Origin of the sequence: Halobacteriovorax sp. JY17, assembly GCF_002753895.1 — a bacterium.
Classification (GTDB): domain Bacteria; phylum Bdellovibrionota; class Bacteriovoracia; order Bacteriovoracales; family Bacteriovoracaceae; genus Halobacteriovorax.
Genome location: NZ_NJER01000003.1, coordinates 511,779 through 538,112 on the forward strand (window position 1 = coordinate 511,779; position 26,334 = coordinate 538,112).

26 protein-coding genes and 1 tRNA gene are annotated in these 26,334 nt (G+C 35.8%); 11 read left to right on the forward strand and 16 right to left on the reverse strand.

From position 1 onward, the window contains the following. The first annotated feature begins 52 nt into the window (after window positions 1–52). The gene (locus tag CES88_RS16670) at window positions 53–244 is read left to right on the forward strand and encodes a 4Fe-4S dicluster-binding protein (protein ID WP_365993244.1); all 192 of its coding nucleotides are present in this window, start codon (window positions 53–55) and stop codon (window positions 242–244) included. On the opposite strand, the gene CES88_RS14960 is transcribed toward CES88_RS16670, so the two are convergent. From CES88_RS14960 to CES88_RS14975, 4 genes are all read right to left on the reverse strand, one after another. Further along, on the reverse strand, window positions 241–1,149 hold the full coding sequence (locus tag CES88_RS14960; protein ID WP_290736171.1) for a sugar phosphate nucleotidyltransferase: 909 nt from the start codon (window positions 1,147–1,149) through the stop codon (window positions 241–243). The genes CES88_RS16670 and CES88_RS14960 overlap by 4 nt on opposite strands. Further along, window positions 1,139–2,155 (reverse strand): phosphotransferase, encoded by a 1,017-nt coding sequence (locus CES88_RS14965; RefSeq protein WP_290736174.1) that lies wholly within the window; start codon window positions 2,153–2,155, stop codon window positions 1,139–1,141. Before CES88_RS14965 ends, CES88_RS14960 begins: the two co-directional genes overlap by 11 nt. Next, complete coding sequence (locus CES88_RS14970) at window positions 2,152–2,922, reverse strand: hypothetical protein (RefSeq protein ID WP_290736177.1); 771 nt, start codon at window positions 2,920–2,922, stop codon at window positions 2,152–2,154. The genes CES88_RS14965 and CES88_RS14970 overlap by 4 nt, the downstream gene beginning before the upstream one ends. A 97-nt stretch (window positions 2,923–3,019) precedes the next feature. Beyond that, the gene (locus tag CES88_RS14975) at window positions 3,020–3,673 is read right to left on the reverse strand and encodes a LysM peptidoglycan-binding domain-containing protein (protein ID WP_290736180.1); all 654 of its coding nucleotides are present in this window, start codon (window positions 3,671–3,673) and stop codon (window positions 3,020–3,022) included. A 287-nt stretch (window positions 3,674–3,960) separates the two neighbouring features. On the opposite strand from CES88_RS14975, the gene CES88_RS14980 reads away from it, so the two are divergent. The 7 genes from CES88_RS14980 (at window position 3,961) to CES88_RS15010 (ending at window position 9,838) form a co-directional block, all read left to right on the forward strand. Next, window positions 3,961–4,947, forward strand: a complete 987-nt coding sequence (locus CES88_RS14980) for a hypothetical protein (protein WP_290736183.1) — start codon at window positions 3,961–3,963, stop codon at window positions 4,945–4,947. Continuing rightward, window positions 4,937–5,122, forward strand: a complete 186-nt coding sequence (locus tag CES88_RS14985) for a hypothetical protein (RefSeq protein ID WP_290736187.1) — start codon at window positions 4,937–4,939, stop codon at window positions 5,120–5,122. The genes CES88_RS14980 and CES88_RS14985 overlap by 11 nt, the downstream gene beginning before the upstream one ends. A gap of 3 nt (window positions 5,123–5,125) precedes the next feature. After that, window positions 5,126–5,593 (forward strand): 2-amino-4-hydroxy-6-hydroxymethyldihydropteridine diphosphokinase, encoded by a 468-nt coding sequence (folK, locus tag CES88_RS14990; protein WP_290736190.1) that lies wholly within the window; start codon window positions 5,126–5,128, stop codon window positions 5,591–5,593. 94 nt (window positions 5,594–5,687) lie between these two features. Continuing rightward, window positions 5,688–6,836, forward strand: coding sequence for an acyl-CoA dehydrogenase family protein (locus tag CES88_RS14995; protein WP_290736193.1), 1,149 nt, complete (start codon window positions 5,688–5,690; stop codon window positions 6,834–6,836). 3 nt (window positions 6,837–6,839) lie between these two features. Beyond that, a complete protein-coding gene (locus CES88_RS15000; protein ID WP_290736196.1) occupies window positions 6,840–7,628 on the forward strand; it encodes an electron transfer flavoprotein subunit beta/FixA family protein in 789 nt (262 codons plus the stop codon). A 10-nt stretch (window positions 7,629–7,638) separates the two neighbouring features. After that, entirely contained in the window at window positions 7,639–8,595 is a 957-nt protein-coding gene (locus CES88_RS15005) for an electron transfer flavoprotein subunit alpha/FixB family protein (RefSeq protein WP_290736199.1), read from the forward strand. A 55-nt stretch (window positions 8,596–8,650) separates the two neighbouring features. After that, a complete protein-coding gene (locus CES88_RS15010; protein ID WP_290736202.1) occupies window positions 8,651–9,838 on the forward strand; it encodes a twitch domain-containing radical SAM protein in 1,188 nt (395 codons plus the stop codon). A gap of 52 nt (window positions 9,839–9,890) precedes the next feature. Here the strand turns inward: CES88_RS15010 and CES88_RS15015 are convergent, their stop codons facing one another. From CES88_RS15015 to CES88_RS15030, 4 genes are all read right to left on the reverse strand, one after another. Further along, window positions 9,891–11,060, reverse strand: coding sequence for a hypothetical protein (locus CES88_RS15015; RefSeq protein WP_290736205.1), 1,170 nt, complete (start codon window positions 11,058–11,060; stop codon window positions 9,891–9,893). A gap of 206 nt (window positions 11,061–11,266) precedes the next feature. Next, window positions 11,267–11,458 carry a hypothetical protein gene (locus CES88_RS15020; RefSeq protein WP_290736208.1) on the reverse strand — a complete coding sequence of 64 codons (192 nt, stop codon included), beginning with the start codon at window positions 11,456–11,458 and terminating at the stop codon, window positions 11,267–11,269. A gap of 25 nt (window positions 11,459–11,483) precedes the next feature. Beyond that, window positions 11,484–12,017, reverse strand: a complete 534-nt coding sequence (locus tag CES88_RS15025; protein ID WP_290736211.1) for a hypothetical protein — start codon at window positions 12,015–12,017, stop codon at window positions 11,484–11,486. Window positions 12,018–12,026: 9 nt separating this feature from the next. Further along, the gene (locus tag CES88_RS15030; RefSeq protein ID WP_290736214.1) at window positions 12,027–13,175 is read right to left on the reverse strand and encodes an Mrp/NBP35 family ATP-binding protein; all 1,149 of its coding nucleotides are present in this window, start codon (window positions 13,173–13,175) and stop codon (window positions 12,027–12,029) included. Window positions 13,176–13,343: 168 nt separating this feature from the next. On the opposite strand from CES88_RS15030, the gene CES88_RS15035 reads away from it, so the two are divergent. Both CES88_RS15035 and CES88_RS15040 read left to right on the forward strand, forming a co-directional pair. Then, the gene (locus tag CES88_RS15035; protein ID WP_290736217.1) at window positions 13,344–13,916 is read left to right on the forward strand and encodes a hypothetical protein; all 573 of its coding nucleotides are present in this window, start codon (window positions 13,344–13,346) and stop codon (window positions 13,914–13,916) included. A 28-nt stretch (window positions 13,917–13,944) separates the two neighbouring features. Continuing rightward, the gene (locus CES88_RS15040) at window positions 13,945–16,005 is read left to right on the forward strand and encodes a lytic transglycosylase domain-containing protein (RefSeq protein WP_290736220.1); all 2,061 of its coding nucleotides are present in this window, start codon (window positions 13,945–13,947) and stop codon (window positions 16,003–16,005) included. Here CES88_RS15040 and ychF read toward each other — a convergent pair. The 5 genes from ychF to CES88_RS15065 all read right to left on the reverse strand — a co-directional run bounded on the left by ychF (window position 15,995) and on the right by CES88_RS15065 (window position 20,718). Further along, window positions 15,995–17,104, reverse strand: coding sequence for a redox-regulated ATPase YchF (ychF, locus tag CES88_RS15045; protein ID WP_290736223.1), 1,110 nt, complete (start codon window positions 17,102–17,104; stop codon window positions 15,995–15,997). The two genes, CES88_RS15040 and ychF, sit on opposite strands and share 11 nt — an antisense overlap. Before the next feature lie 12 nt (window positions 17,105–17,116). Then, window positions 17,117–17,686 (reverse strand): aminoacyl-tRNA hydrolase, encoded by a 570-nt coding sequence (gene pth / locus CES88_RS15050; protein WP_290736227.1) that lies wholly within the window; start codon window positions 17,684–17,686, stop codon window positions 17,117–17,119. A gap of 12 nt (window positions 17,687–17,698) precedes the next feature. Next, window positions 17,699–18,643, reverse strand: a complete 945-nt coding sequence (locus CES88_RS15055) for a ribose-phosphate pyrophosphokinase (RefSeq protein ID WP_290736230.1) — start codon at window positions 18,641–18,643, stop codon at window positions 17,699–17,701. Between the two features lie 22 nt (window positions 18,644–18,665). Next, window positions 18,666–18,740, reverse strand: a tRNA-Gln gene (locus CES88_RS15060). Between the two features lie 55 nt (window positions 18,741–18,795). Further along, on the reverse strand, window positions 18,796–20,718 hold the full coding sequence (locus CES88_RS15065; protein ID WP_290736233.1) for a transglycosylase domain-containing protein: 1,923 nt from the start codon (window positions 20,716–20,718) through the stop codon (window positions 18,796–18,798). Window positions 20,719–20,811: 93 nt separating this feature from the next. Here CES88_RS15065 and CES88_RS15070 point away from each other — a divergent pair, with 93 nt between their 5' ends. Continuing rightward, a complete protein-coding gene (locus CES88_RS15070; protein ID WP_290736236.1) occupies window positions 20,812–22,287 on the forward strand; it encodes a hypothetical protein in 1,476 nt (491 codons plus the stop codon). A 47-nt stretch (window positions 22,288–22,334) separates the two neighbouring features. Here CES88_RS15070 and CES88_RS15075 read toward each other — a convergent pair whose 3' ends face one another. The 3 genes from CES88_RS15075 to galU form a co-directional block, all read right to left on the reverse strand. Then, window positions 22,335–24,290 carry a hypothetical protein gene (locus CES88_RS15075; protein WP_290736239.1) on the reverse strand — a complete coding sequence of 652 codons (1,956 nt, stop codon included), beginning with the start codon at window positions 24,288–24,290 and terminating at the stop codon, window positions 22,335–22,337. 126 nt (window positions 24,291–24,416) lie between these two features. Beyond that, a complete protein-coding gene (locus tag CES88_RS15080; protein WP_290736242.1) occupies window positions 24,417–25,436 on the reverse strand; it encodes a hypothetical protein in 1,020 nt (339 codons plus the stop codon). After that, window positions 25,433–26,323 carry a UTP--glucose-1-phosphate uridylyltransferase GalU gene (galU, locus tag CES88_RS15085; RefSeq protein ID WP_290736245.1) on the reverse strand — a complete coding sequence of 297 codons (891 nt, stop codon included), beginning with the start codon at window positions 26,321–26,323 and terminating at the stop codon, window positions 25,433–25,435. Before galU ends, CES88_RS15080 begins: the two co-directional genes overlap by 4 nt. Window positions 26,324–26,334 lie beyond the last annotated feature (11 nt).

The window sequence follows — 26,334 nt, forward strand, 5'->3', positions numbered from 1 at the left end:
GTAATATTTGCTAATTACTTAAATCCTTAGTTTCAAGGCTATAATAAATCTCATGAAACCTGAACTTGAAATAAATAATAGGTGCATTTCCTGTGATAATTGTAGGCTGATATGTCCGGAAAAGGCCATTATAAAGTTTAAGGATACATATGCTATCGATACATGGTCCTGTACTCTCTGCTCCATTTGCATTGAGGTTTGTCCTGTAGATTGCATTAAAATTGTTGATAAAGTTAATGACTAAACTTTTGAGACTTCTCCGTCATAGATTACTGCTATAGAATTACCAGTATCCTTATTCACTCCCCTTATAATAATATTGCCTGTTCCATTGTCCATACTCTCATTATTTAAGTTTATGCTGAACTCACTCCCCTTAGAGTTATAGCAATTTAAATCTTGAATTTTTTCTTGCTCAAAAGATTTATTTTTTATGATAAAGCTTTTAAAAAGAGTTTCTTTATTCAATAAAGCCTTTCTCATCGAGTTAATATAACGCTCAGTTGTTCCAAAGTCCCAGTACTCAAATTCATTGGGTTTGAAAACAGCAACCTCTTTCTTTCTAAAGTCTGCCACGCTTTCGAAGAATTTACTTTTTCCCTCACATGGAGCTAACTTTGATAGATTGATTATACTTACTCCACTATACGTGTAATAAGAATCTGTAGGCGAGGGTCGCTCTATTGATTTTAACAACCCTTCTTCTACTACTAACTCATTATATTCGGATCCTGCTTTAACTTTTAATCCCATTAAGGTTGCTACAAAGCTTAGGCTCTTTTCTTTAAACTCTGCAAAGGCGTCTTTATTAACGAGAAGAAACTGATCTCCATTTAAAATAAGAACTCTTCCTTTATAATTTAAAACTTTCGCAAGATTATGAATAGCACCGCCTATGTCCAGCAAGGATTCTTCATAGAGAACTTCAATATTTAATTTCTTTTTAAGAATATAATTTTGAATTTTTTCTGCTTGAAAATGAGTATTTAGATAAATCTTTTTAACTCCACACTCTATCGCATAGTCAACTTGAAGCTCTAATAGAGTCTTTTCAAAAACTGGCCAAAGAAGCTTTGGAAGAGCTTCTCCCACCGCCCCCATTCTTGTCCCAAGACCTGCTCCTAAAATATAGGCAATCTCAAGACTCATAGTACTTGCCCATAATCAAATTAAAGAGACCTCTGTACTCTGGATACTTCTTTAGTTTATTGCGAAGCTTTTCCATCGCAAATCCAATATACTTTAAATATCGACTATCACCTCTATCCTCATTAATGTAGGCAAAGCTTCCAATTGCCTTGAAGATTCGCTGAATAGTCATTAAGTCGTACAATCTTTCAAATTCTTCTCTACTTTGATTTAAATTACCTATATTTTCAATATAGTAGCTTTTTAATTTTTTAATATTCTTTGGGGAAAGCTGAAAGTAACAATCTTCTAACATTGAAACAAGATCGTATTGTGCAATTCCCTGTCTTGCATCTTGAAAGTCAATAACTACGGGCTCACCATTTTTCATCATGATATTTCTAGAATGAAAATCTCGGTGACAAAGAACCATGTCTTCTTTAGACAACTCCTCAATAATTTGTCCAAATTGTTTTTCATAAAGCTCTTCTTCTTCGTTTGTTAACTCCACTTTCAAGAAAGATTTTAAGAAATGTTCTCTTGTGAAGTTCATCTCAAACATTAGCTTTTCATGATCAAATTTTAATTTTCCCCATGAATAATCTTTATCTGCAGGAATACTATGGATTTTAATTAAAATATTTATAATTTTTTTGTATGTTTCATATATTTCATTTTCATCTTGAATCAAAGAGACATGTGAAAGCAATGTAATATTTCCGAGATCTTCCTGAAGAAAATAGCCTTTCTTTATATTATGATCGTGGATTTTAGGAACTCTTACCCCTTGCATTTCAAATACATTGTAGACATTTAAGAAATCACTATCATTATCTTCCTTTCTTGGCTCACTTAAACATGAAACATAGCTATTACTATCTGTTACGACTCTGTAGTAACGCCTTGTCGAAGCATCTCCCGTAAGGGCAACAATTTCTCTTGCTTCAACATCAAAATTTTCAATCCTTGTTCTTGTGTTCTCAAATAATTCTTCGATCAAAATTCTCTCACTATCCTCAGGTCTCATCTTACTTTCCTCTTAACGTCTCTTACGAAGTAATAATAGTCAGGAGAAGAGTTCGCCTGTCTTCCAGAAAACGTTTCCTTAACTTTTAATTCGGATATAAAGCTTTTAAAAAGAAACTCTTCTCTTGAGATTATTTGCGTATTTCCATACAGCAACGTAAAATCCAATGTATTCTTATTCATTGTTTGCAACCATATAAGTAATGCATATGGGTCATGACCAGATCTCTTAAGTACATAATAGGTCCACTTATTAACTTCAGTTTTAATTTCAACTGGAAGCCTTGTGTAGTTTAAAACTTCCTTTGTATTGATATACCCTTTAGGAATAAGGGTCTTTGCTGGAAAAAGATTTCTCTGACTAACCACAATGCTCTTTGTAAAAGCCGCAATGAAAATTTCTTCATTCTTCATATAATTAATAATTAATGCACTTGAAAAAAAGAAGTTTGCTTTGGGTAGTGAAAACAGGAAAGGTACTTCACTTTCTATTATATTAAAACTTGGAGTCAGTGGCTCTCTTAAGAAAAGCTTATTATTTGAAACTACTTTAAAGTAGAGAAGTTCAAGATACTTCCTACTTTTTGTACTTAACTTTACTCTTTTAACTCCGTCCGTATTTAGATAAGCACTTCCAATTGAGGCCAATTGATCAACATAATCTCTTTCAGGAGTTATAAATAATTTCTTATCAAATTCATATTCGTCTCTCTGAAAAAGAGAGCAAGAAGTTAAGAGAATAGATAATAGGAAAATAACTTTAGTCATTCTATAAATTATACCAACGACTCTCTACAATACAAGTCACAGAATTTAAAAGGCCCACTTATGTGGGCCCATTAAACTTATTTAATTTTAACTTTGATTAGATATCTTCTGAGGCAATGTCTCTATCCGGAAGATAGTGAAGAGTAAAACCTGCAAAAATAACATTTGGATCAATAATCATAACTTTATTGTTTTCCCAAATTTCTTTCCATCTCTTATCTGTTCCGTATTTTTCACCAGAAATAGAACCTAGACTCTCACCAACTTTAATTAGATGTGGAAGTCCTTGTGGATTATAACTAAAACCTGCAGAGTCATGATTAATAGTCATTCCTGTTGCAAGGTTACCTGCTGAAAGGTTTCCATTTAATGATGAGAGGTGGTGCCACTTTCTATAATCACCGTAAAGCTTAAAAGCGATCCACATAAGAGTATCACCTTTTTCAACTGTGTACTGACCACCAACAATACTGATATCTGAAGTTTCAGCAGCAAGCATTGGCGATTCTTCGGCAAGTAATAAGGATGGCTCTGTCGATTCTGACATTGCAACCTCTTCAACGGCTCCAACGCTTCCATCGTCTAATAATAGATCTTCGTCTTCAGAATCAACTATAAAGTCAGCATCTTCGGCACTTACCTCTTGAGAGATATCTGCTGTCTTAGCTGCATTATCTTTCTTTCTCTTACTCGAACAACTTACTCCTAACGTTAATAGTGCTAGTAGTAAGAGTATTTTTGATAGTTTCATAAACATCTCCCCTTGATATCTAAAAGATTTTCTTAACTCTTTTGATACTTGTCGGATAATTATATCAAGTAGTTAATTTTTTTTAAGTTTTAATATTACTCTCACACAATCTTAAGATTACGGTACCTTAGAACCTATATTTTTAAATAAATATTGCATTTTTTGTGAAATCCCATGATTTATTGCCAGTTTTGCGACAAATCTTTGCTCATCTTTCATTTTTATCTAATAATAAAGAGAGTATTGCCCTATTTAATAAAGCTGACTTAAAAGGTATTATTTATCTAATGAAGAGAAATCTATTTATTCTACTTACATTCTTCCTCATTTCTCAGAGTATATTTGCTCAATCAGTTATTGAGGATTTCAGCCAAGACTCAGAAAGTAATCAACTAGCTTCAGAGCTAGTTACAGAGAAAATCACTAGTGTTTCTAACTCTAAGAGAACTTATATTATCACTAATGAAAATCAATCTTTTAATAAGGGAGATTTCATTACACTAGTCCTTGCAAATAAACTAGCAGCTCGCGCCATTGTTGCTAAAAGTGTTAACAATCTTGCAGGTATCAAAATTATTAAAATATATTCCCTCGACTTATTCAAAAGTTTTAGACCAGAGCTAGAAGTTCAAATAATAAGAGGTGACGATAGTTTCTTTGGTGCAAAGAAAGAAACTGAAGAATCTAAAGAAGATGCAAACCTTCTTAAGGAAGAAGAAGATCTATACAACGGTACACTCTTAGAAGATGACCTCTCTCTTGACGAGAAAACAAATCGAAAAATAAAAACAGATAATATTGTTTCTTTAAATGTAGGCCTTATCGAAGGACTGAATAACGATGGATCTACCCAAAGATATACTCACTTAAATGGTATGTGGATGTATCAATTCGATGACAATATCTGGGCAGAAATTGGCTACGGTCAAAACCTCATTAATGACTATCCTACTCCTGGGCTAGACACAAAGATGACAAATCTCTTTGTTAGAGCAAAGTATACAATTAGCGCACCATTCTTCTCTTATGTGCAACCTTATCTTGGATTTCAAATGATTAATGCAAGTAGCCCTCAGGCCGGCGTAGATGATCCAAACGATAGTATCACACCAACTCAGCCTCAACTTGACAATGAAATTCAACTTGTAGAAGATTTAAAGAAGAGGCAAGTAATTTTTGGCGTCACTGTTTTAAAAAGACTTGTTCCCGGATGGTTTATTCGCGCAGACCTCGGTTCTGACATCATGAATTTAGGATTCAGTCTTGAATTTTAAAACTATATTCTTTCTTATTTTTCTTTGTGCAAGCTGTGGAGTAAAAGGTCCTCCTAAAGCTCCTGCAGGAACAGCTGTTCCCTCTTTTTTAGACTCTCATTTAAGTAAGTACAAGACTAATGCTGAATCTGAAGATGAAAAGAAGAAGTCTGACACTAAAGAAAAAAAAGAGTAAAACATGCCTCTCATTATTGCTACTGGCTCAAATCTAGGCGACAGATTCAGTAATCTAAAAAAGGCCAAAGAAAAGCTCTCTAACTATTTTTCACTTATCGAGGAAAGTAGAGTCTACACTTCAGAGGCCGTCGATTACAAAAATCAACCAGACTTTTATAATCAGGTTCTCTCTTTTGAGACTCCGAAGATTGAAGCTAGCTCTCTAATGACTCAGCTCCTTGCAATAGAAGCTGAATTAGGAAGGACTAGAGAAATACACCTCGGACCTCGAATTATTGATATTGATATGCTCTTTTTTGATGACCACAAATCTGAAACAGAACACTTGACTCTTCCTCACCCAAAATTATTTGAGAGAAGCTTCGTTATTCTTCCACTAATGGAGCTCGAGTGCTTTAAAACTCTAAAAAAGAAGTATGAGTTTCATACCAACTTTGACAATAGTGCTACGGTTTTAAACTTTAGCTAAATTTAATCTTCCTCCATTGACCCCACCTCTTTATACTTCTATAATTTCTCTCGTACTCAATTTAAGTTAAATCTCCCACTGCAAGGATGCAATCATGGTTAACTTTGAACTTTCAAGTGAACAGAAAGAAATTAAAGAGATGGCAATGAAATTTGCCAGAAACGAAATGATGCCTAAAGCTGGTGAGTACGATGAATCTGGCAAACTTCCAATGGATATTCTCAACAAAGCATGGGAACTAGGCCTTGTGAATACTTGTATTCCACCAGAATTTGGAGGAACAGGATTCACCACACTTGACTCAATGATTATAACTGAAGCACTTGCCTATGGTTGCCTTGGAATGAATACAACCCTAATGGCCAACGATCTTGCTCTTCTTCCAATTGCTCTTGGTGGAAACGATGAGCAGAAAAAGAGATTTCTTACTCCCTTTACAGAGTCCTATAAGCTCGCATCATTTTGCTTAACTGAACCAGGGAATGGATCAGACGCGGCAGGTTTAAAAACAACAATTAAAGAAGACGGTGATCACTATGTGATTAACGGACAGAAGATGTGGATTACAAACGCTGGGTTTGCAGATCTATTTGTCATTTATTGTACAACTGATCCGGAGCTTAAGCACAAGGGGATTTCTTGTATCGTTTTAGATGATAAAAATGCCGAAGGTTTAGAAATCGGAGCCAAAGAAAGAAAAATGGGTCACAAGAGTTCTGACACAAGAGCTGTTACATTTACCAACGTGCGCATCCCTAAAGAAAATTTAATTGGAAATCTTGGTGATGGCTGGAAGCTTGCGAAGATGACTCTAGATCATTCAAGACCAATGGTCGCTGCTAGCGCGGTGGGTGGAGCGCAGTGTGCATTGGATCACGCTGTTAAATATGCTAAAGAAAGAATACAGTTTAATAAGCCAATAGCTGGCCACCAAGCAATCCAAATGATGGTTGCGGATATGGCCATGAAAGTTGAGGCTTCAAGACTTCTAGTTCATAAAGCAGCATGGCTTTTAGATCAAGGAAAGTCTAATACAGAACTAGCTTCATATGCGAAAGCGTTTGCAGCTGATAAGTTCATGGAAGTGGCTACTGATGCCGTACAAATCTTCGGAGGATACGGATACAGTAACGAATACCCTGTAGAAAAGATCATGAGAGATGCCAAGCTTATACAAATATATGAAGGGACATCTCAGATACAAAGATTGGTAATTGCTAAAGAAATTTTTTCAAGGAGCTAACAAATGAATATCTTTGTTTGCATTAAACAAGTTCCGGACACGGAAACAAAGATTACACCTAACGGTGATGGTACTTACATCGAAACTAGTTCGATCAAGTGGATTATGAACCCTTATGATGAGTTTGCTGTAGAGCAGGCCCTATTAACGAAGCAAGCCAACAGTGGTTCTACTGTGACTGTTGTTAGAGTTGGTGGTGTTAAAGACACTGAGGCCCTAAGAACTGCTTTAGCAATGGGTGCTGACGATGCAATCCTAGTAGAGTCTGATGACAATTTAGATTCTTTCATGACAGCAAAAGCCCTTAAAGGTGCTATTGAAAAATCAGGAAAGACTGCTGATGTTATCTTTACAGGTAAGCAAGCGATTGATGACGACTGTCTTCAAGTTCCTCAACTTTTAGCGGGAATGCTTAATATTCCTTCTGTTTCAGTTGTTGTTGGATGTGAAGAAGCTGGCGGAGCTTTTACTCTTAAAAGAGAAGTTGAAGGCGGAGCTTTAGAGGTTTATGAAGTTAAATCTCCTGCTTTAATTGCGTGTAATAAAGGATTAAACACTCCTAGATATGCTTCACTTCCAGGAATTATGAAAGCGAAGAGAAAACCTCTTGCACAACACTCTCTTGCAGATGTTGGAGTAAGCGATGCTGACAGAAGAGTTAAGTACTCTAACTTCCAACTTCCTCCAGAGAAACCAGCTGGGAAGAAGTTTGAAGCAATGGACGAAGGTGTTCAAGCTTCAGTTGTAGCGGAAGTTGTAGGCCTTCTAAGAAACGAAGCGAAGGTAATTTAAGGAGTTAATTATGGCAAAGGTATTAGTATTTACAGAAATTACATCTGATAATGTAAAGTCTGTTACATATGAAATTTTAGGAAAACTTGCTGGGAACGATGTAGATGTTGCAGCTGTTGGACAAGTTCCAGCGGGAGCAGTTACTGAACTAGCAAAGTATGGTGCAGCTAATGTTCACTCTCTAAAAGGTGATAATCTTGATAAGTATTCTCCAGAAGGATACGCAAATGCACTTAAGGAGTTTATTGGAAACGGTGGATACGATTATGTATTTGCTGGATCTACTTCTCTAGCTAAAGACTTAATTCCAAGACTATCTGGAATGTTCGATGCTGGTATGGCCTCTGAAGTTACTAACTTCACAATGGATGGTGGAACGTTCGCAGGAACAAGACCTCTTTTTGCTGGGAAATGTTTAGCAAAAGTTGAAATTGAAGGTCCAAAGCCTCACTTTATAACTGTTAGACCAAATGCTCTTGGTATGCCTACTTCTGAAAACGCTGCGGCAGGAAATGCTGCTGACGCCTCAGTTAACGCTGGAGAGATTAGAGCGGCTATTAAAGAAATTATTAAAGGTGCTTCAGAGAAGCTTGACCTTACAGAGGCGAATATTATCGTTTCTGGTGGTAGAGCTATGAAAGAAGCTGCAAACTTTAAAATTCTTGACGAGCTAGCAGACGCGATTGGTGCAACTGTTGGTGCTTCAAGAGCTGCGGTAGATTCTGGATATGCCCCACACTCTATGCAGGTTGGACAAACAGGTAAAACTGTTGCTCCATCACTTTATATTGCTTGTGGTATCTCAGGAGCTATTCAGCATTTAGCAGGAATGAGAACATCAAAATGTATTGTTGCAATCAATACAGATCCTGATGCTCCAATCTTTACTAAAGCTGATTACGGAATCGTTGGAGACCTCTTCCAAATTGTTCCAATTCTTACTGAAGAATTCAAAAAAATTATGTAATAAATTAAGCCACCGAAAGGTGGCTTTTTTTAGACTTTTCCCTCTATAATTAAGAATGAATTCAAAAAAAGTTTCGAAAGTATGTTCTGCCCCCTGGGTCGCTCTTGCAATTAATGCAAACAAGTCATTTTCTCTATGTTGTAACACACTCTTAGATATTAACCTTGGAAATTGGAATGACTCCAGTATTCTAGAAGTTTTTAAAAGTAGTTCTTTATCTCGCTACAGGAAGAGCTTCTTGAGTGGTGTAAAGGAAAATGCCTGTAAGGGATGCTATGCTCTTGAAGAAAGCCATTTACTAAGCAAACGTGATGACTTTAATAAATATTATAAGTTCGATCCCACTCAAAAAGTATTCTCCTATTCGGACATTAAGAGACTCGAGTTATTCTTAAGTAATAGGTGTAACTTTAACTGTAGAACTTGTGGTAGTTTTCTTAGCTCCTCTTGGAACAAGGATAGCTTAGAACTTAAAAGAGATGTATATAATCATTCTCCCCCAACGGAGAAGCAGATGGAAGAACTCTTTGAGGTAGCAAAGCATCTCCACTCTATTTATATAGCCGGAGGTGAGCCACTTATTTGCAAAGAAACCTACTTGCTACTTGACTCTCTTCTAAAGTTTAATAACGAGTGCGAAGTAACAATAAATACAAACCTTTCAGCTCTACGTTTCCAAGAGTTTAATCTTTTAAATTATATTCCTTCACTTCCTTCATTAAGTCTCAACGTCTCTATTGATGGTATTTATGACAAGGGTGAGTATATAAGAAATGGACAAAACTTCAAAATATTTGAAGAGAATTTATCCTCTTTGGCAAAGACAGATATTAAAATTTCATTTTTAATTACGATTAGTATTTTAAATGTCTTTGATGTCGCCGAAATTATTCATTATATTGTAGAGAAACAACCTGTCAGAAATTATACTGTTGATATTAACTTTGTTCATGATCCTTCTCTCTACAATATTCAGATCCTACCCGATAATATTAAATCAATGATTCAAGCTAGCCTTTATTTAGATGTGATGAATTTTAACAACTCTTCTAATTTAAAAAAATATTCCCAAAAACTCATTTCAATTTGCAGTTTTCTTAAGAATGATAATACCCAATCTAACATAGATGAATTCTTTGAAGAAACTCGCAGGATTGATACCTTAAGAAGTCAGTCATTTCACAAAGTATTTCCAGAACTGGCTTCGACCCTATCCTATCCAAACGTAGAAAGGCCAGTGTAGTTCGCTACACTGGCCTTTCTTATTTTATTAGGGGGGTATAGTTTCTTAATTCTTATTTCGAAGCTGGAGCTCTTTCTGTTTGACCAAAAGAAAATCCTCTCTCTTCTGTGATTCTAGCAAATTCTTCTTGTGTTTCTGGCTCAACAATCTCTTGCTCTTCTTCGTAATTTTCTTCTTCATCAACTTCGTAGATATTATTCCCTTGAGCTGATCTTGAAAACTCTGCATCTTTTTGTTCTTCTACAACTTCAATTTTATCAGAAGTTAAGTCTCTCATTTCTTCTTTAGCGTAAGCAGCCTCTTCTTCAATTCTATTTAATTCATCCATTTTTTCAGAAGTAACGAAGTTTAACATTGCACCTTGAAGAGGACCTGTTGCAAATCTGATTCTAAATCCATCTTTACCATTGTTTGTAATAATTCCTGTTACTTCACCGCTATTTGTCTCAGCAGAAAATTGTCCACCTGCTTTGATTTCTGGAGAATTTATAAAACTTAGTGGTTGCTCATAATTCTTCCCCATTCCAACAACAACACTAAACTCTTCAATTCTTCCTGTGCTTACAACGATATTTCCTGTTAAAAGATTTTCACCTCTTAGTACATTTGGATCTTTAGTTGGGTGAAGTGCTCTTTCAAGAACTAAGTCCTGAACTCTTTCAATTACAACTCCTGTTGTATTTTCTTGAACAACTTCTTTTACTTCTTCGATATTTGCAGCAACTTCAACTTGCTTAACTTCAACTTTCTTAATTGCTTCAATAATTTCGTAACCTTTTCCAAATTGTCTAAATAGAGCTATTGTTCTTCCGCTCTCATCTAAGTATGAAACTCTTAGAACCATTGGCTCTTCTTCACCAACTTTAACAAGTGAAGTTCCAACTAATTCAAAATTCATTTCTACTTTATTTTCAGCTTCATTTGCATTGAAAACAACTTCGTTATTCTCATCTTGAATTCTTCTTATTTCCCACTCACCATTAATGATTGTTGAGTTTAACTTATTTAAAGGTAAGTACTGAACTGCTGGTCTAGCTGCTGATTCTGAAGCGACATGTCTCACAACTTTCTGATCATCTAATCTCTTTACAACTTGAACCTTACTCTCGTTCATAAACTCATTAGAATTAAAATTGGCATCTCTAACCGCTTTAACTCCGATAAGAACTGAACTAGCAGTTAAGAATCCTGTTAATGTTTTAAGAGTCAGTAGTGACTTCATGGTTATCTCCCTTTCAGACTTACTTATATATAAGCAAGTACCATGCCAAGCGTCATAGGCCAAAGAAAGACACAAATCTGTATTTAGATATCTCTAAACTACTGTTTTTATGTGTTTTGATTAAGGAATAAGTATATTGGTGAGGATTGACCGTCTAAAGAATAGACGGCCTGTATAAAATATATATAGTAAATTGAAGCCTTGAGCTACTCTGCCTGAAACTTAGTTCCTTCGTAATCACTGTGACTTACTCTGAATCTTTTTAATGCAATTACTACAAGGTCATCAATCTTATAACCTGTATTTTCGGCCATTCTTGCAAACGCCTCCACTATTTCTTTCTCCACATTAACAGTTAATTCTTTTAATTCGCCTTGATTGTGTTCTTGCGTTTTCAAACGAGTTCTCCGGTTATATTAATTCTTATTTATCAATTACTTTTATTGCCTTCTTCTTCCTAAGAGAAACAAGCGCCGCTGTAACCTCAAAGTCATAAAGGTCACAATTATTATAAATATCTGCCACTAATGAGTATTCCGTCAAGACGTTCATTAGTTTAAATTCAGAAGCACTAACATCAGCACCTATTGAGACAAAGTCCCCATTGAGAATAAGCTTCAGATCTAAAGGCGGCTTCAAGGCCTTAGATTCACGGTGCTTTATATATAAGCTTTGAGAATTATTCTTAAAATCCTCAAAGCTTAAACTAAAATTCCTATGCTCTTCTGGAACAAGCTCAGGCTCAACAATGAATTTAAGAGGCGTGTGATCCATATCATCGAATAGCGCCAAATAAAGAGCCTTCTCACCCTTAAGACCACTATACTTACAATCAACTATTAATCCGTCTGCAATCAGAACTATCCCCAAGTACTGACCACTAGTGCGATTTAAAATATTTAATCGACCAGTAAATCCAAAAGTTGTTTGTTCTTCAATAGTTCCAAGAAGTGACAAGATGATCCCCTACTTTCCTAATATTTTAGAAAAGAATCCTTTTTTACCAGTACCATTCATCTTTGCATTTACCTTAGATGCTAAGTCCATATAAGACTTCCAGACAGGGCGCCCTTCATGCTCTGGTGACGACATATAAGGAACTCCTGTATCTGAACCAATTCGTAAAGCTATTTCCATAGGTATTTCACCCAAGAATTCTGCACTTAATTCCTTACAGGCCTTTTTCACTCCGCCCTCACCAAAGAGGAAATACTTCTTTTCTAGATTATCATCTGGAACAAAGTAGCTCATATTTTCAATCATCCCAAGAATTGGAATATTTACTTTTTCAAACATCTTCATTCCCTTTCTCGTATCTAAAAGGGCCACCTCTTGTGGTGTTGAGATTACAACTGCCGCATCAACTTCAGTCGCCTGAACCATACTTAACTGCATATCCCCTGTTCCTGGAGGAAGATCAATAATCAAATAATCTAATTCACCCCAATCAACATCAAAGAGAAATTGATTTAAAACTCCTCCAAGCATTGGTCCACGCCAGATAACAGCATCATCCTCTTGAATGAATAAACCAAATGAAATAAATTTTAATCCAAAAGACTCGATTGGTAAGATCTTCTTATCTTCATTAGCCTCTGGTTTTGCATCTCTTTTTCCAAGCAACATTGGCATTGAAGGACCATAAATGTCCGCGTCTAAAATTCCAACCTTAAAACCTTGATTCTTTAAAGACATTGCAAGATTGACTGAAACAGTCGACTTACCAACGCCTCCTTTACAAGAAGAAACTGCGAGAACATTTTTAACATTTGGAACGCGCTTCTTATTTGCGCCTACTGGTCCATGACCTGCTTTAATGGCCGCTTGTTCTTTCTTTGGTTCAGCCGGTTTTGCAGATCCTGCAAATACATCCTTCGAATCCTTAGACACTGTCATTATTGTTATATTATCTTCTTCGAAATCGGCCTTTAGAAGCCCATAGATCGAATCTTCAATAACTCTCTTTTGAGCAGGAGTGATTCCTTCACGGTCGTATTTTATTAGAACACTTTCTCCAGTAACTTTAACTTCTGTTATTCTCTCTTCTGCGCCAAGTGTCATTCCCGTTGCAGGGTTAGCTATTGTACAAATTAAATTCTTAATCTTATCACTCATAAATTACCTCTTTATTTATTCTCTATTTATATCTCGAAATAACTTATTCGTTAAGAACAATGATTAAACCTGACCGAAAAGGTCGCATAAATTTATTGGTAGCACTAGATACCATTCTCTTATATCATAAGGGATACTAAGCTCAATCTGTTGAAAGGAATCGACCGAATGTCTGAACCATATAAGCGAAGTATAATTTTAATCAATCCAAGATTTCAGATTAAGTTCAGTATCTTGGTATGTGTATTTCTATTTATTTCAAGCGTATTCTATCCACTAACAATTTATGACCTAGTCACAAAGCTCGTTGAGCAGGCAAATGCTACATCTCCTGATATGGCGGCAAAAATGGGTACCTATAAAAATAACCTAGTTTTTGTACTTGCACTCTTTCAACTAGGCTTTACTGCTGTAACTTTCATAGCTTGCCTCCTCTTTAGTCACAAGATTGCAGGTCCAATTTATAAAGCACAGAAATATCTTTCCGCTATCAGAGATAGGGAAGGAAATGGTAAACTATACTTCAGGCAAGGGGATTACTTCCAGGAGCTGGCAGATGACTTCAATGAAACTTTTGAGGTTATTCAAGAAGACTATAAGAAAGATATGGTCTACCTAAGTGAAGTTTCTTCATATATTAATAATCTTACGATGGTGGTTCCAGAAGATAAGAAGGTCGTTTTAGATGAAATTAAATCAAAGCTAAACGAAATTCAAGATAGGTATCACACAATTTATTAAAACTTACAAAAATGACAGGAGGTCATCTTTGTTAAAACTAGCAACGATTGCTTCATTCACTTTGCTCTCACTCAGCAGCTACGCTGTTAGCAAACAACCTCAAACTTTTTCTATAAAAACGTCTAAGAATGATGAGAAGTTCGCAAGATCATTTCATCAATTCTATAAGAATGTTAAAAGAAAGAATCTGGACTATACCGCAATATCTCTAATGAGTAAGAGGCTTAAATATACTGAAGCCTTCAAAGAATATACTCCCCTAGTAGAAACCCTCTTAAAGTTCAAGAAAGCTCGTCTTAGCGGAGAGGAATTTAATAATGTCTGCAAACCAAAGAACTTTGATACTAAGAATTTACCAGACCTTGTTAAAAGATCATATGTTCAACTAGATCAATTTTGTCGCTGGAAATTTTTAAAGAATGTTTCTACTGGTAAGAAAAATAAAACAATCTCTTTTAAGAATTTAGAGTATTTTAAATATGCTCTACCTTATTATCTAAAAGGAAAGAGTAAGCATGAGTTTATCACTTATCTCTCTCAGATTGATAAAAGCTCTAACTTACACATTCTTATTTCAGATCTTATGACTGAACAATACCTAGAAAAACAGTTTAAACCAAACTCCGATCATTTAAAGTTCATTAGAATCAATAATGCTCTTACAAACTATGTTCAGTCGGCCGGACTCACGGATAGCTCAGAAAGAAATTATTTCACAAAAGCATTCTACGAAATTAGGTCCAACTTAAAAAGCCATTTAGAAAAAGATGAATTTGACCTTGCTTTCCAAGCTGGGCATCAACTTATCAGCTTCTACGACTCTAATAAACAATATATAAGCTCAGATAAAGCTTGGTTGAACATACTCACAAGTGGAAAGAACTTTCTCTATAAACAAGAACCTGAAAAAGCTCGCTACTTCTTTGAGTACGCTCTTACCATCGCAACTAACGACCAGCTTGACGAAGCTCTTTTTCAATTGCTCTGGACTGATATTCTAGTCGGAAAATATAAGAAAGCCGTTGCAACAATTGAAAAGTTTCAATTGATAAAGAACTACTCAAAGTACAATTCAAAAGTAAAGTTCTGGATTGCCTATACTCTTTATAAAAATGGTGAAAATGAATTATCTAAGCATCTTTTTACTAAGCTAACGGAATCATCTCCCTTAAATTTTTATGCAATCATTTCATACAAGAAACTCTTAGATATTTTTGACGTAGAAGATAAAGCAAAACTTCTTGGAAAATATACCGAAGAAATTAAGCCAAATGTTCCAAAGAACAAGGCATACTCTAAGAACTTTATTTCTTCTTTAAAAAGATTATCTCTATGGCTAGAACTCAACCTTGACGCATTTTCAAATAATGAAATATCAGAAATAATCTCAAGAGACTCGAGCTACGTTTTCCAAGATGAGAAAGTTGCCAAGAAAGTTGAGAATAAAGAACTTCGAAAGTATCTCATTGAAAAACTTGTTAATCTTTTTACGAAAGAGAAGAAATACCTTCACTCCTTCAAGCTTGTTCATAACTCTCTAGAGAATGAAGTATTTGAACTAGATGCGTTTACTTTAAAGAATCTATTTCCATTTCAATACCTTCAAAAGATTAAAAATATCGACAAGACTATTGACCCTCTAGTTGTCATCTCTCTTATTAGACAAGAGTCTGCTTTCAACCCACAGGCAAGGTCTCATGTTGGGGCAAGAGGTTTAATGCAACTCATGCCTGCCACAGCGAGGCAGTACAAGAGAAATGTTCGTACCGCACATCTAAAAAGGCCAGACGTTAATATTAAAATTGGAATCACTTACTTAAAGAAGCTTCTTAAAAAGTATGATGGAAACCTGATCTACACACTTTCAGCATATAATGCGGGAGAAAGTAGAGTAAAGAGATGGAAGAAAAATATTTTTGTAAATAACGATCCAATGGTTACGATCGAATCCATTCCATTTAGAGAAACGAGAAAGTATGTGAAGTTAATTTATAGGAATATATTCTTTTACAATCTACTTTCAAATAAGACTGTCCTCGAGAAATCTCTCGAAGACAGCTTTATTGTTGGTGTAAATACTAAACGTTAAATCTAAAGTGAATAACATCTCCGTCTTTGACGAGATATTCTTTACCTTCAATTCTAAATTTACCTGCCTCTTTGACCTTTTGTTCTGTTCCCAGTTCAAAAAGGTCATCGCAGTGGTAAATTTCTGCTTTGATAAATCCTCTCTCAAAGTCAGTATGAATGACACCTGCTGCCTGAGGAGCTTTGTCCCCGGCCTTAAAAGTCCATGCGCGAACTTCTTTTTCACCTGCAGTAAAATAAGTCCTAAGACCTAACATTTCATAAGCTGTTTTAGTTAAAGTTTGTAGACCAGATTGCTCAAGCCCTGCAGCTTCTAAGAACTCTTTCTTTTCTTCTTCTGTTTCCAGTGAAGCAATTTCAGATTCTAATTTTCCACAGATAACACTGACTTCAGCATTTTCTTTTTCGGCTAGAGCTCTAACGCTCTTTATATAATCGTTATCACCATTCACACAATCTTCGTCAACATTGCAAAGATATAAGACCTTCTTCATTGTGATTAAGTTAAGGTCTGCAACAAGCCCTCTCTCTTCATCAGTTAACTCTAAAGCTCTTGCAGCAAAACCTTCTGTAAGATGAGCTTCAAGTTTTTCAAGAATTGGCTGCTGAGCTTTTGCTAAACTTGATATGTCTTTATTATGATTCTTTATAAGCTTTGGAAGGTTTCCAATTTTTTTAGTAACAACTTCTGCATCAGCAAGAGCAAGTTCAATATTAATAGTTTCAATATCATCAACAGGATCTACCCGTCCGTGAACGTGTACAACATCACCATCATCAAAACATCTAACAACATGAATAATTGCATTCACTTGCCTAATATGTCCAAGAAATTGGTTCCCCAGCCCTTCACCCTTACTTGCACCTTTTACAAGACCTGCAATATCTACAAACTCAACAATAGTTGGAATAGTCTTACTTGGCTTAATTAGAGAAGTAATTTGCGCAAGTCTTGAATCCGTTACGCTAACGATTCCCACATTTGGCTCAATTGTACAGAATGGGTAATTTGCCGCTTCCGCCGGAGCTGAAGTCAGTGCTTGAAAGATTGTTGATTTCCCAACGTTTGGAAGTCCTACGATTCCGCAATTTAATGCCATACTTATATCCTCTTAAATTATTTTCTTCTTACTATATGTTCTAGCTGCACTTTGAAAACCTTTTTCAATAAAAGCTTCTACCGCTTTTGCTGCACCTTTTAAATAACTTTCTAAAAACTCTGCATCTTCCCCGTGGTAGCCCGAAAGCACCCAGTTGCTCACTGACCCGTGAACTGGCCTGCCAATCCCAACTCTCAACCTCTTGAAATTTTGTTTTCCAAGACACTGAGCAATAGATTTTAGTCCATTGTGTCCCGCTAGACCTCCACCGTCCTTATAAGCAATCGTTCCAAAGTTTAAATCGAGTTCGTCATGAACGACAAGAATATCTTCAACTGGAATTTTAAAAAAGTTGGCCAAGGGAGCAACAGACTCCCCACTTAGATTCATATAGGTCAAGGGTTTTAAGAAGATAACCTTCTCGCCCTCAACCTCGAGAGTCGCCATCTCTCCTTTGTACTTATCTTGCCACCTTAGATCTGAGACAAAGGATAAGTTATCAAATGTTTCCCACGCAATATTGTGGCGAGTATTTCTATACTCAAGACCTGGATTTCCAAGGCCTACTATTAATTTTGTCATCATATCACCCGATTAAATAAACAGAGAGCTCACAGAATCGTTATTAAAAGTTCTGTGAATGGCCTTTGCTAGAATTTCAGCCGTATCTAATACATGAATTTTATCTATGGACTCAGCCTCTGGACTCAGAGGAATTGTATCCGTCACTATAATTTTATCAAGTTCATCTGCCCCAGCGATTCTATCTAGCGCAGGCCCAGAAAAAACGGGATGGGTAGCGCAAGCATAAACCTTCGTGGCACCATTATCCTTCAGGGCCCTGCAAGCTTCAATTAAAGTCCCTGCGGTATCAACCATATCATCAATAATAATACATTCTTTGCCTTCTATATTACCGACAATATTCATGGCCTTTGCCACATTCTTTCCTGTCCTTCTCTTATCTATCATTGCAATATCAGCTTTTAATTTCTTTGCGTAATGACGGACTCTTTCAACCCCGCCCGCATCTGGAGAAACAAAGATACTATTGCTATTAAAAATTTCAGCTCTTATATATTCTAGAAGAACTGGGGAAGCGTAAATATTATCAAAAGGTATATTGAAGAAACCTTGAATCTGACTCGCGTGTAGATCCATTGTAATTACTCTTGTAGCTCCTGCCGCCGTTAAAATATCCGCTATCAACTTTGCAGAAATAGGAGTTCTTGGAGAGGCCTTACGATCTTGTCTAGAATATCCATAGTGTGGAATTACCGCTGTGATAGAGGCTGCCGACGCTCGCTTTAGTGCATCGATCATTATAAGCAATTCCATTACATGGTCATTAACAGGCGTACTGGTGGACTGTATAACAAAAACGTCCGCACCGCGGACATTCTTTTCTATTTCACAATATATTTCGCCATTGGCGAATCTTACAAGCTGTGGGTCTACTAATGAAACATCGAGAAATTGGGAGATACGAGAAGCAAGCTTCGGGTTAGAAGATCCGGAAACAAGTACGATCCGCTTCATATAAACTCCCATCAAAAAAAGATGGCTGGGCTGGAAGGGTTCGAACCTTCGCATGGCAGAATCAAAATCTGCTGACTTACCACTTGTCGACAGCCCAACATATTTTAGAATTATACAAGAATATACTCACTTACGGTTTATTTGACAAGCCCCTATCTAATCAAATGTCCACTTTTTTCGCAGGTTAACTCGCCTAATCGTCTTCCTCTAGTCAATAAAAAATCCTGAAAGATTTTAAATGAAGTCGTACTTCCATAGAGTCTTAATCCATCACCACTTCTATTTGAGTCAATACCTGTCCAAATAACTCCAAGGTTCCAACCATCATAAAAGACGAACCAATTATCGTACCCATTATTTGACGTCCCAGTCTTTCCAAAGAATTTCAATTCTTCTAAATTCTTAGAAACGATTCTTTTAATAGTTGTCTTCGTTGGATCACTCAAAACATAGAGAATTGTATCTTCCCAGGCCTTATTTCCCTTGGAAACCTCTTCACACTCTTTCTTTAAAACTTTCTTATAAACTTCAAATAACTCATAAGTTGATAGTTCAATTGATCCAAGCAACTGGCTTGGATATTCTGCAAGAGGGGTTTGCATTCCAGGAATATACTTTGTTGCAAGTTTCTCCACTTCATCGAATCCGTAGTGATCAGCAAGACGAACAAGAGGCCTATTAAGAGATTCCTGAAGAGATCTAGAGATTGTGACATATTCATCTGTGACTTTATGGGATTCCCTCGGTGACCAATCTCCCGACTTTAATTTAAGAGTAATTTCTTTTGACTCAATTTCATCACTCCACTTCAATCCTAAATAGGTCATCAATGAATAATAAACAGGCTTTAAAGCACTCCCAACCGAGTTTCTCTCTGAACTTATTGCTTTTATTTTATCTCTTTCCCATTTTGAATAATAAGAGAAGAAATTATTATTCTTCAAATTACCCATCACTACTTTAACTGCAATATCTTCTTTCTTATATTTCTCACGCAGGGACTCTAAGATTGAAATAGAAGACTTCACTAAAATATACTGCTCATAAGAGCTAATTCCACTTTCTTCATTAACTCTAGAAATATAAATAAGGGGTTTATATCTATCACTAAGGGCCCTCTTTTTTAGTTCTCCAATCCATTGATCCCAGTCTCCATCAGTCCACAAACTATCTGCACGACTCGAAAATAAACTCATCTCCACTAATTTATTGAAAACAACTTTTGATCTAAGCTTCAACCTATCTAATTGTGTGAGAGGATTGTAGTAGTACGGCCCCTTTAAAAGGCCAATTAAAATTGCTGCCTCAAAAGGATCGATCTCATTTGGTTTCTTTCCGAAGTAAAACAAAGAAGCTGAATAAATTCCCTTTATTCTTATACCGTTAAAACTTCCCCAAAAAACTTCGTTGAAATAGGAAGTGAGTATTTCTTCCTTTGAAAATTTTGTTTCTATATAAATCGCCACAACCATTTCTTTAATTTTTCTTTTAAATGATTTTTCGTTGCTATAGAACAAATTCTTAACGAGTTGTTGAGTTAGAGTTGATCCCCCTTGAGCAAGACGTAATTCTACAATGTCTGTAGCTAGCGCTCTAAAAATTGATTTTAAATCAATCCCAAAGTGATTTAAAAATCTAGAATCCTCTATCCCTATTAATCCTTTCCAAAAAACAGAAGGCATTTCTCCAAATGGAACCCTTCTTTGATAACAAGAGGATTTTTCACACTCATTCAAGGCCACTTCAGGGAGCTCTATTTCATCTTTAGTTAGATAGCCACTCTTGTACGTTTCAATTTGATTTCTACCAGTAAGCAATTGGGTATACTCATCAAAACTGAGTTCGCTATTTGTAAAAAGCCAATAGTCATATAAATCTGACTTATTTACATAAACATCGCTATCTATTTTAGATTTAGAAACCCCTAAAGAAATACTTTTATCTAAACGCTTTAGCCGCTCTACTGGTACATCGCCAATTGTTTGAACGACAAAAATTGACGCAACGATCGTTGTGATTGCCGAGATCGTTAAGATTATTAAAACTATTGTTTTTATATGACGCGATATTACCAAAGTATTTCTCTACATTTTTGACTTCATTTCTTCTTTTCATATATTATCATGAGACGTTCAGATACTTAAATTCATTTATTAAGGGAGTAACTAGTGTTACGTAAGAAATTTGTCTATTTATCAAAAGTCGCAACTCTTGCAGCTTTAACTATAAGTACGGCCCAAGCACTTCCAATTGATTGGCACGGTGTTTTTGGTGTTGATACAACACTTATTAACAACTACAGAAGAGTTAAAAATACTACTGACAATAAGCCGATGGCCACTAATGTAGGTTCTCAGGAAATTGGACTTGGTACAGGAAATGAGAAAGCTTCATTTCAAAGTTATGTCTTTAGATTAAACCCACATATTATTGTAAACGATTCAGCTAGCTTTAAAGCTGAGCTTACTTCTGGGTACGGAAGAGGTGGAAGACTTGGAGATGACAGAACTACAGATGCAACAAATGATAATTTTGGAAACGCTCTTTATATTCAAAACAAATCATCTAGCTCTGAAAGCCTAGTAATAAACCAAGCCTATATGGAACTCTACTCTGATACTGCGACTTATGTAATTGGTCGTCATACAACAGACTGGGGGCTAGGAGCTGTTTATAATTCTGGAAAAGGAACTTGGGACAGACATGCTTTCTCTAGAGATGGTGTAACTGCAAAAATTAAAATCGGGAACTTTTTAGTTGAACCTTATTGGGCAAAAATTGACTCCTCTGGATCTCTTTCAAGAAATACAAAAGCTAACGAGATTGGTGCCGGCCTTCTCTATGACAACGTCGATAGAGATATAGCTTTTGGTCTTCTCTATGCTAAGAAAAACAATAAAGCTGGAAACACGAGAGCCGATACAAATACAACTGGTGCCCCTGCTGCTTACTCTCTAGGAGAGACAAACGTTAAAGTTACAGATATCTACTTCAAAAAGATATTTGGTAACTTCAAACTCGAAGTAGAAGTTCCAATCGTAAGCGGAGAAGTTGGGAAAGTTTACAACACAACTTCGACTAAAATGAATTCTAAATCTTTTATTTTTGAAACTGAGTACAAAGTTAATGACTCATGGACTATCGCTTTTGACTTTGGTTCTATCAGTGGTCACTCAGGATCGACATCAAGCTATGAAGCAATGTACTTAAACCCTAATTACCAAGTTGCTAATCTACTTTTTAGATACAACCTTCAGGCAATTGGGAATACATCATACAATCTTTACGACTCTTATATGACAAATGCTACTTACGCAAAAATTGCTGGTGAATATAAGTCCGACAAGTGGTCGTGGGTTGCTGCAATGATTTGGGCCAAGGCCAATGAAACTGCAAAACTTGGACAAAGCTCTTATAACCACACAAATAATAAGACATTTACTGCTGCTGATACGCAGGCTGATGACCTTGGAATGGAAATTGACTTAAACTTTGATTACCACTGGAATAACGCTGTTAAAGTTGGCGGATCTCTAGGTTACCTATTTGCTGGGGACTACTTTTCATTTACTAACGATCCAACAAATAAGAACACTGCTGATAACTCATTTGCGCTTCAGTTAAATTCATCAGTAGAATTTTAGATTACATTAAATTCTTTATATAAAAAAAGCTCCTTACGGAGCTTTTTTTATCTTGGCTGCATTAAAGGCATCGCAAACTGTGGCGTTCCCATCGAATACATAGAGGATTGTCCTCCTCCTGACATCATAGAGTTTCCACCTAGAATACTAAAGCTATCGTAAGGCGAAGCTGCTGACTGTAAAGAAGCAACCTCTCGATCATTTTGTTCTGCTTGTCTTCTCTGAGCAGCATCATAGTAAGACTGATAGTAAGAGTACTTTTGATTATACCCCTGAACATCTGCTTGAAGGCCTTTCATTTTACTTTCAAACATCTTCGTTCTCATACTTTGAGAATTTTGCCAGTACTGACATCTGATTGGATTCTTCATTCCACCAAACATACTACTCGCACAGTATTCTTGATACTTCTTATACTCATTTTGTTGAAACTGAGAATATTGAGTTTGCATATTCTTCTGTGCATTTGTGTAAAGCTGTTGAGTTAAGTACATTGGAGTCTCTTTTCCTCTCGCTGCTTGCGAAACAAAACTCCAGTCTCTCTTATCTTCTTTACTATACTTTTTAATTCTCTTTGCAATCTTATTCTCTGCATCTTCCATATCTTGCTGTCCATCACAATCAAGGCATACTTTTGAAAGCTCGCTTGAGTTTGCATAGGCAGAAAGAAGGTCTTTACCAGTGGAGTGAAGATTGTGGACTTTCATCGTCTCAACCCCATCAGTCATGTCAATTTCAGATAACCCAGATAGAGCCTCTGTTACTCTTTCAATTCTACTCTCTAAAACATCTCTCTTTTTTACGCTTGCTTCAGAGTCTGATTCTTCTAACTCTTCATAGCTTGCTAGAGATCTCGCAAGAACCTCTTTTGCTGGCGTTGCAATTTCGCTATTATACTGTCTAGAGAGAGCTTGTATTTCTCTCGCAATAGCTTTCGCTTTTCTCTTATGTGTCTTATTTGAAGGATCGTTATATTTTTCAATTTGACTTAACTTATCTTCAATTTGATTAACGATCTTTTCACTCTTTTCTTTAATGTCTTTTGAAAGTAGTCTCGCGTAAACGTCTTGAATTTTTAACTGTAACTCTGAACTATTTCCCGTATCTTTTGTTATTAATCTCTCGATTGCGTAGATATCGCCTTCTTTTGCAGACTGACATGCTGCTCTTGCAAGGTCCCACTGCTTATCGTATTCAGACTTAAAAACAAATTTTGAACTTTCAGATGATTCTTTATCAATTCCATAGTCTTGTACTTTAGTACATGCCCAAGAACCTTCCGTATCATCAATTGTTTTATCATCGTAAGTTTTATAATTATTATTTTCGAATACAGGACTTGCAAAAAGTATTTTCGAACTTCTCTTAGAATCCATATCGTCTTGCATTTTTAAGAATGATTTTGAATAATCAAATTTTTCGCTATTGCGATCCATCTCATATCCTGAGCCTTTTTTTACAACATACTCATTCTTAACTAAGCAACGACTAACTTTTTCATCCATTGTCATTTTACTAATTAAGGCAGAAACATCGCCCTTTTTCTCATCTTCAGTTAAGAAAAGGTCATTCTCTGAAAATTCTTTTAGATTTATAAATTGAATGATGTGATTATTATCTCCATCAAGAATTCTATTAACTTTTAATGTCGCACATTTTGAAGCGAATTTCTTCAGCTCTAATTTAAACTCTTTATTAGAATGGGCATCAATTATTGGAAGCTCACCACCATTTAGGTACTTCAACTCATCCATTGAAATAATCCCATTCTCCTGAACTTTCTCCCTACACTTAGCAACAGGTATTTTACTTGCCCCCACAGTATCTGCACTAACATTTCCACTAGAAGGTGAACTCGAGTCTGTAGATGATGATCCCGAGTTATTTCCCGATTGTTCAGAACCAACAACATTAATATTGGATAACGAGAAACCTCCGGCCAATACACTTGGAGAGACTGTACCAATCGTTAGAAGTATTAAAAGATTTTTGTTAAAGTTCATAGTTTATTCCTATTACCATTACGATAAAAAATTCTATCTCATTATGAGTATCGGAATCTTAGAAATAAACTTGAATAAAAGGCTTAAAGGTGTCTTAAAACAGATAGTTAGACACCTTTATTGATATTAATAAATTAAGATTGGACGCTTAACCAAAATCTTCTGCCCCTTATCGTTAGCCACAGGCTCTATGTTTTCCCCCACAGGCTTTGGATTCTTGGCCAAATTCTCTTCTTCAATCTTCTTATAGCTTAGAGCTCTTTTAGAGAGGTCGTCCCCCGTATTATTAATTACATTTAACCCTAAGAATCTCACATGATAATTTATTCCACCTTGATCCTTTATAAGGATATGTTTTGGCAGTTCATGTCTTCCGTTAAAGAGAATATAATCTGAGAAGAAAGACTCTACTTCATCAGTTCCTCTAATTACCTTCATTCTTACCAGTCGATGCTCTTCATTTGTAAATCTAGCGGTTACACCATTTAGGTCCAAATTTAGAAAGAAGCTTCTTCCATCTTTTATAAGCCTCAATGATTGATTTTCAGAATACATACTTGATGATCTGATCTCTTGAATTTTCTTCTTCTCTTCCTCGTCTTCACTTTCGAGAGGAGACTTTAGCTCTTCCGTTGTTTCTTCACTTTCTTTAACTGCGGTTAAATATTTTTTATACTTATTAAAGAGTTCCACCTTATCTTTATTGAGTGATTCTTTATTACTTATAAAGTTTTGTGAATATCTTTTTAAGATACTTGAAATGGCTTCAGATTTATTAAGTCCGTACATTGTTAAAAGAGAATAAAAGAGAGATCTTTCAATAAGCTCATCATTTTTAACTTTTGGTAAAAAGTTATTTAGAAAGAGTGTACTTACAACATCATTATTACTCATTTTTCCTTCACTATACTCAACTTGAAGAAATTTAATTCTATCCTCAGGCTCAATGCTAAAAATGAACTTATAGTATGATGGTTTAAAATATTCTTCTTCAGTTGCATCTCTCTCTATCATCGCCTTTAGAACAACAAGGTTTCCATCGATATCTTGGCTATTAGGATTTCGAAATAAACCCTCAATACTAGGTGCCGCTGCAAGTGTATTAAAAGTAAGAATAAATAAAGCAATTAGTGAAAATATTTTCATCTTTTTATCCCATATGTTTTAATTTTTTCTCTAATAATATTAAGCATTAACTCTTTCGTTGATTCATCTCTAAGTGCAAATTCAACTGTAGCATTTAAGAATCCTTCAATATTTCCTGTATCGAAACGATCTCCATCAAATTTGTGTGCATAGACTTCGTCTCTACTGGCCAACATATTGATAGCATCAGTTAGTTGATACTCACCACCGACTCCTCTCGGTATCTCATTTAGGCATTCAAAAATATTTCCAGAAAGAATATATCTTCCAGGCGTCGCTAAGTTTGTAGGAGCCTCACTAGGTTTTGGTTTCTCAATCATTGCTTTCATAAGAAGTGTTAGCCTCTTATCATCGATAAATTCACCATCAACAATTCCATAGCGGTAAGTTTCGGCGTTAGGAACTTCCATTACACCAATAACAGACTTACCATTATTCTTCTTTGATACTTCTATTAACTGTTTTGTAGCTGGTCGCTCACCCCTAACGATATCATCTCCCAAAATTACAGAGAATGTCTCATTTCCTATGATTGGGGAAGCGCAATTTATGGCATGTCCTAAGCCTAACTGCTCTTTTTGTCTCACTGTTATAATTTCGATCATTGAACTTACGTTTTGAATGAGCTCCAATTCTTTTATCTTACCATTTTGCTCAAGAAAGTTTTCAAGTTCTAGATTTCTATCAAAGTAATTCTCAATAGACCCTTTTCCCGATGAAGTCACAAAGATTAATTGCTCAATACCCGACTCAACTGCTTCCATAACTGAATAGTGAACCATAGGAATATTTATAATCGGTAGCATTTCTTTGGGAGTTTGTTTCGTGGCCGGAAGAAACCTTGTTCCTTTACCCGCAACGGGGATGACGGCCTTCCTAATATTCATTATACTATCCT

Coding starts and splice junctions, on each gene's coding strand:
- CES88_RS15000 (WP_290736196.1), top strand. CDS start 6,840: ATGAATATCTTTGTTTGCATTAAACAAGTTCCGGACACGGAAACAAAG.
- CES88_RS15055 (WP_290736230.1), bottom strand. CDS start 18,643: ATGAAGCGGATCGTACTTGTTTCCGGATCTTCTAACCCGAAGCTTGCT.
- CES88_RS15035 (WP_290736217.1), top strand. CDS start 13,344: ATGTCTGAACCATATAAGCGAAGTATAATTTTAATCAATCCAAGATTT.
- CES88_RS15005 (WP_290736199.1), top strand. CDS start 7,639: ATGGCAAAGGTATTAGTATTTACAGAAATTACATCTGATAATGTAAAG.
- CES88_RS14995 (WP_290736193.1), top strand. CDS start 5,688: ATGGTTAACTTTGAACTTTCAAGTGAACAGAAAGAAATTAAAGAGATG.
- CES88_RS14975 (WP_290736180.1), bottom strand. CDS start 3,673: ATGAAACTATCAAAAATACTCTTACTACTAGCACTATTAACGTTAGGA.
- CES88_RS15010 (WP_290736202.1), top strand. CDS start 8,651: ATGAATTCAAAAAAAGTTTCGAAAGTATGTTCTGCCCCCTGGGTCGCT.
- CES88_RS14960 (WP_290736171.1), bottom strand. CDS start 1,149: ATGAGTCTTGAGATTGCCTATATTTTAGGAGCAGGTCTTGGGACAAGA.
- CES88_RS15075 (WP_290736239.1), bottom strand. CDS start 24,290: ATGAACTTTAACAAAAATCTTTTAATACTTCTAACGATTGGTACAGTC.
- ychF (WP_290736223.1), bottom strand. CDS start 17,104: ATGGCATTAAATTGCGGAATCGTAGGACTTCCAAACGTTGGGAAATCA.
- CES88_RS15080 (WP_290736242.1), bottom strand. CDS start 25,436: ATGAAAATATTTTCACTAATTGCTTTATTTATTCTTACTTTTAATACA.
- CES88_RS16670 (WP_365993244.1), top strand. CDS start 53: ATGAAACCTGAACTTGAAATAAATAATAGGTGCATTTCCTGTGATAAT.
- CES88_RS14980 (WP_290736183.1), top strand. CDS start 3,961: ATGAAGAGAAATCTATTTATTCTACTTACATTCTTCCTCATTTCTCAG.
- CES88_RS14970 (WP_290736177.1), bottom strand. CDS start 2,922: ATGACTAAAGTTATTTTCCTATTATCTATTCTCTTAACTTCTTGCTCT.
- pth (WP_290736227.1), bottom strand. CDS start 17,686: ATGACAAAATTAATAGTAGGCCTTGGAAATCCAGGTCTTGAGTATAGA.
- CES88_RS15030 (WP_290736214.1), bottom strand. CDS start 13,175: ATGAGTGATAAGATTAAGAATTTAATTTGTACAATAGCTAACCCTGCA.
- folK (WP_290736190.1), top strand. CDS start 5,126: ATGCCTCTCATTATTGCTACTGGCTCAAATCTAGGCGACAGATTCAGT.
- CES88_RS14965 (WP_290736174.1), bottom strand. CDS start 2,155: ATGAGACCTGAGGATAGTGAGAGAATTTTGATCGAAGAATTATTTGAG.
- CES88_RS15015 (WP_290736205.1), bottom strand. CDS start 11,060: ATGAAGTCACTACTGACTCTTAAAACATTAACAGGATTCTTAACTGCT.
- galU (WP_290736245.1), bottom strand. CDS start 26,323: ATGAATATTAGGAAGGCCGTCATCCCCGTTGCGGGTAAAGGAACAAGG.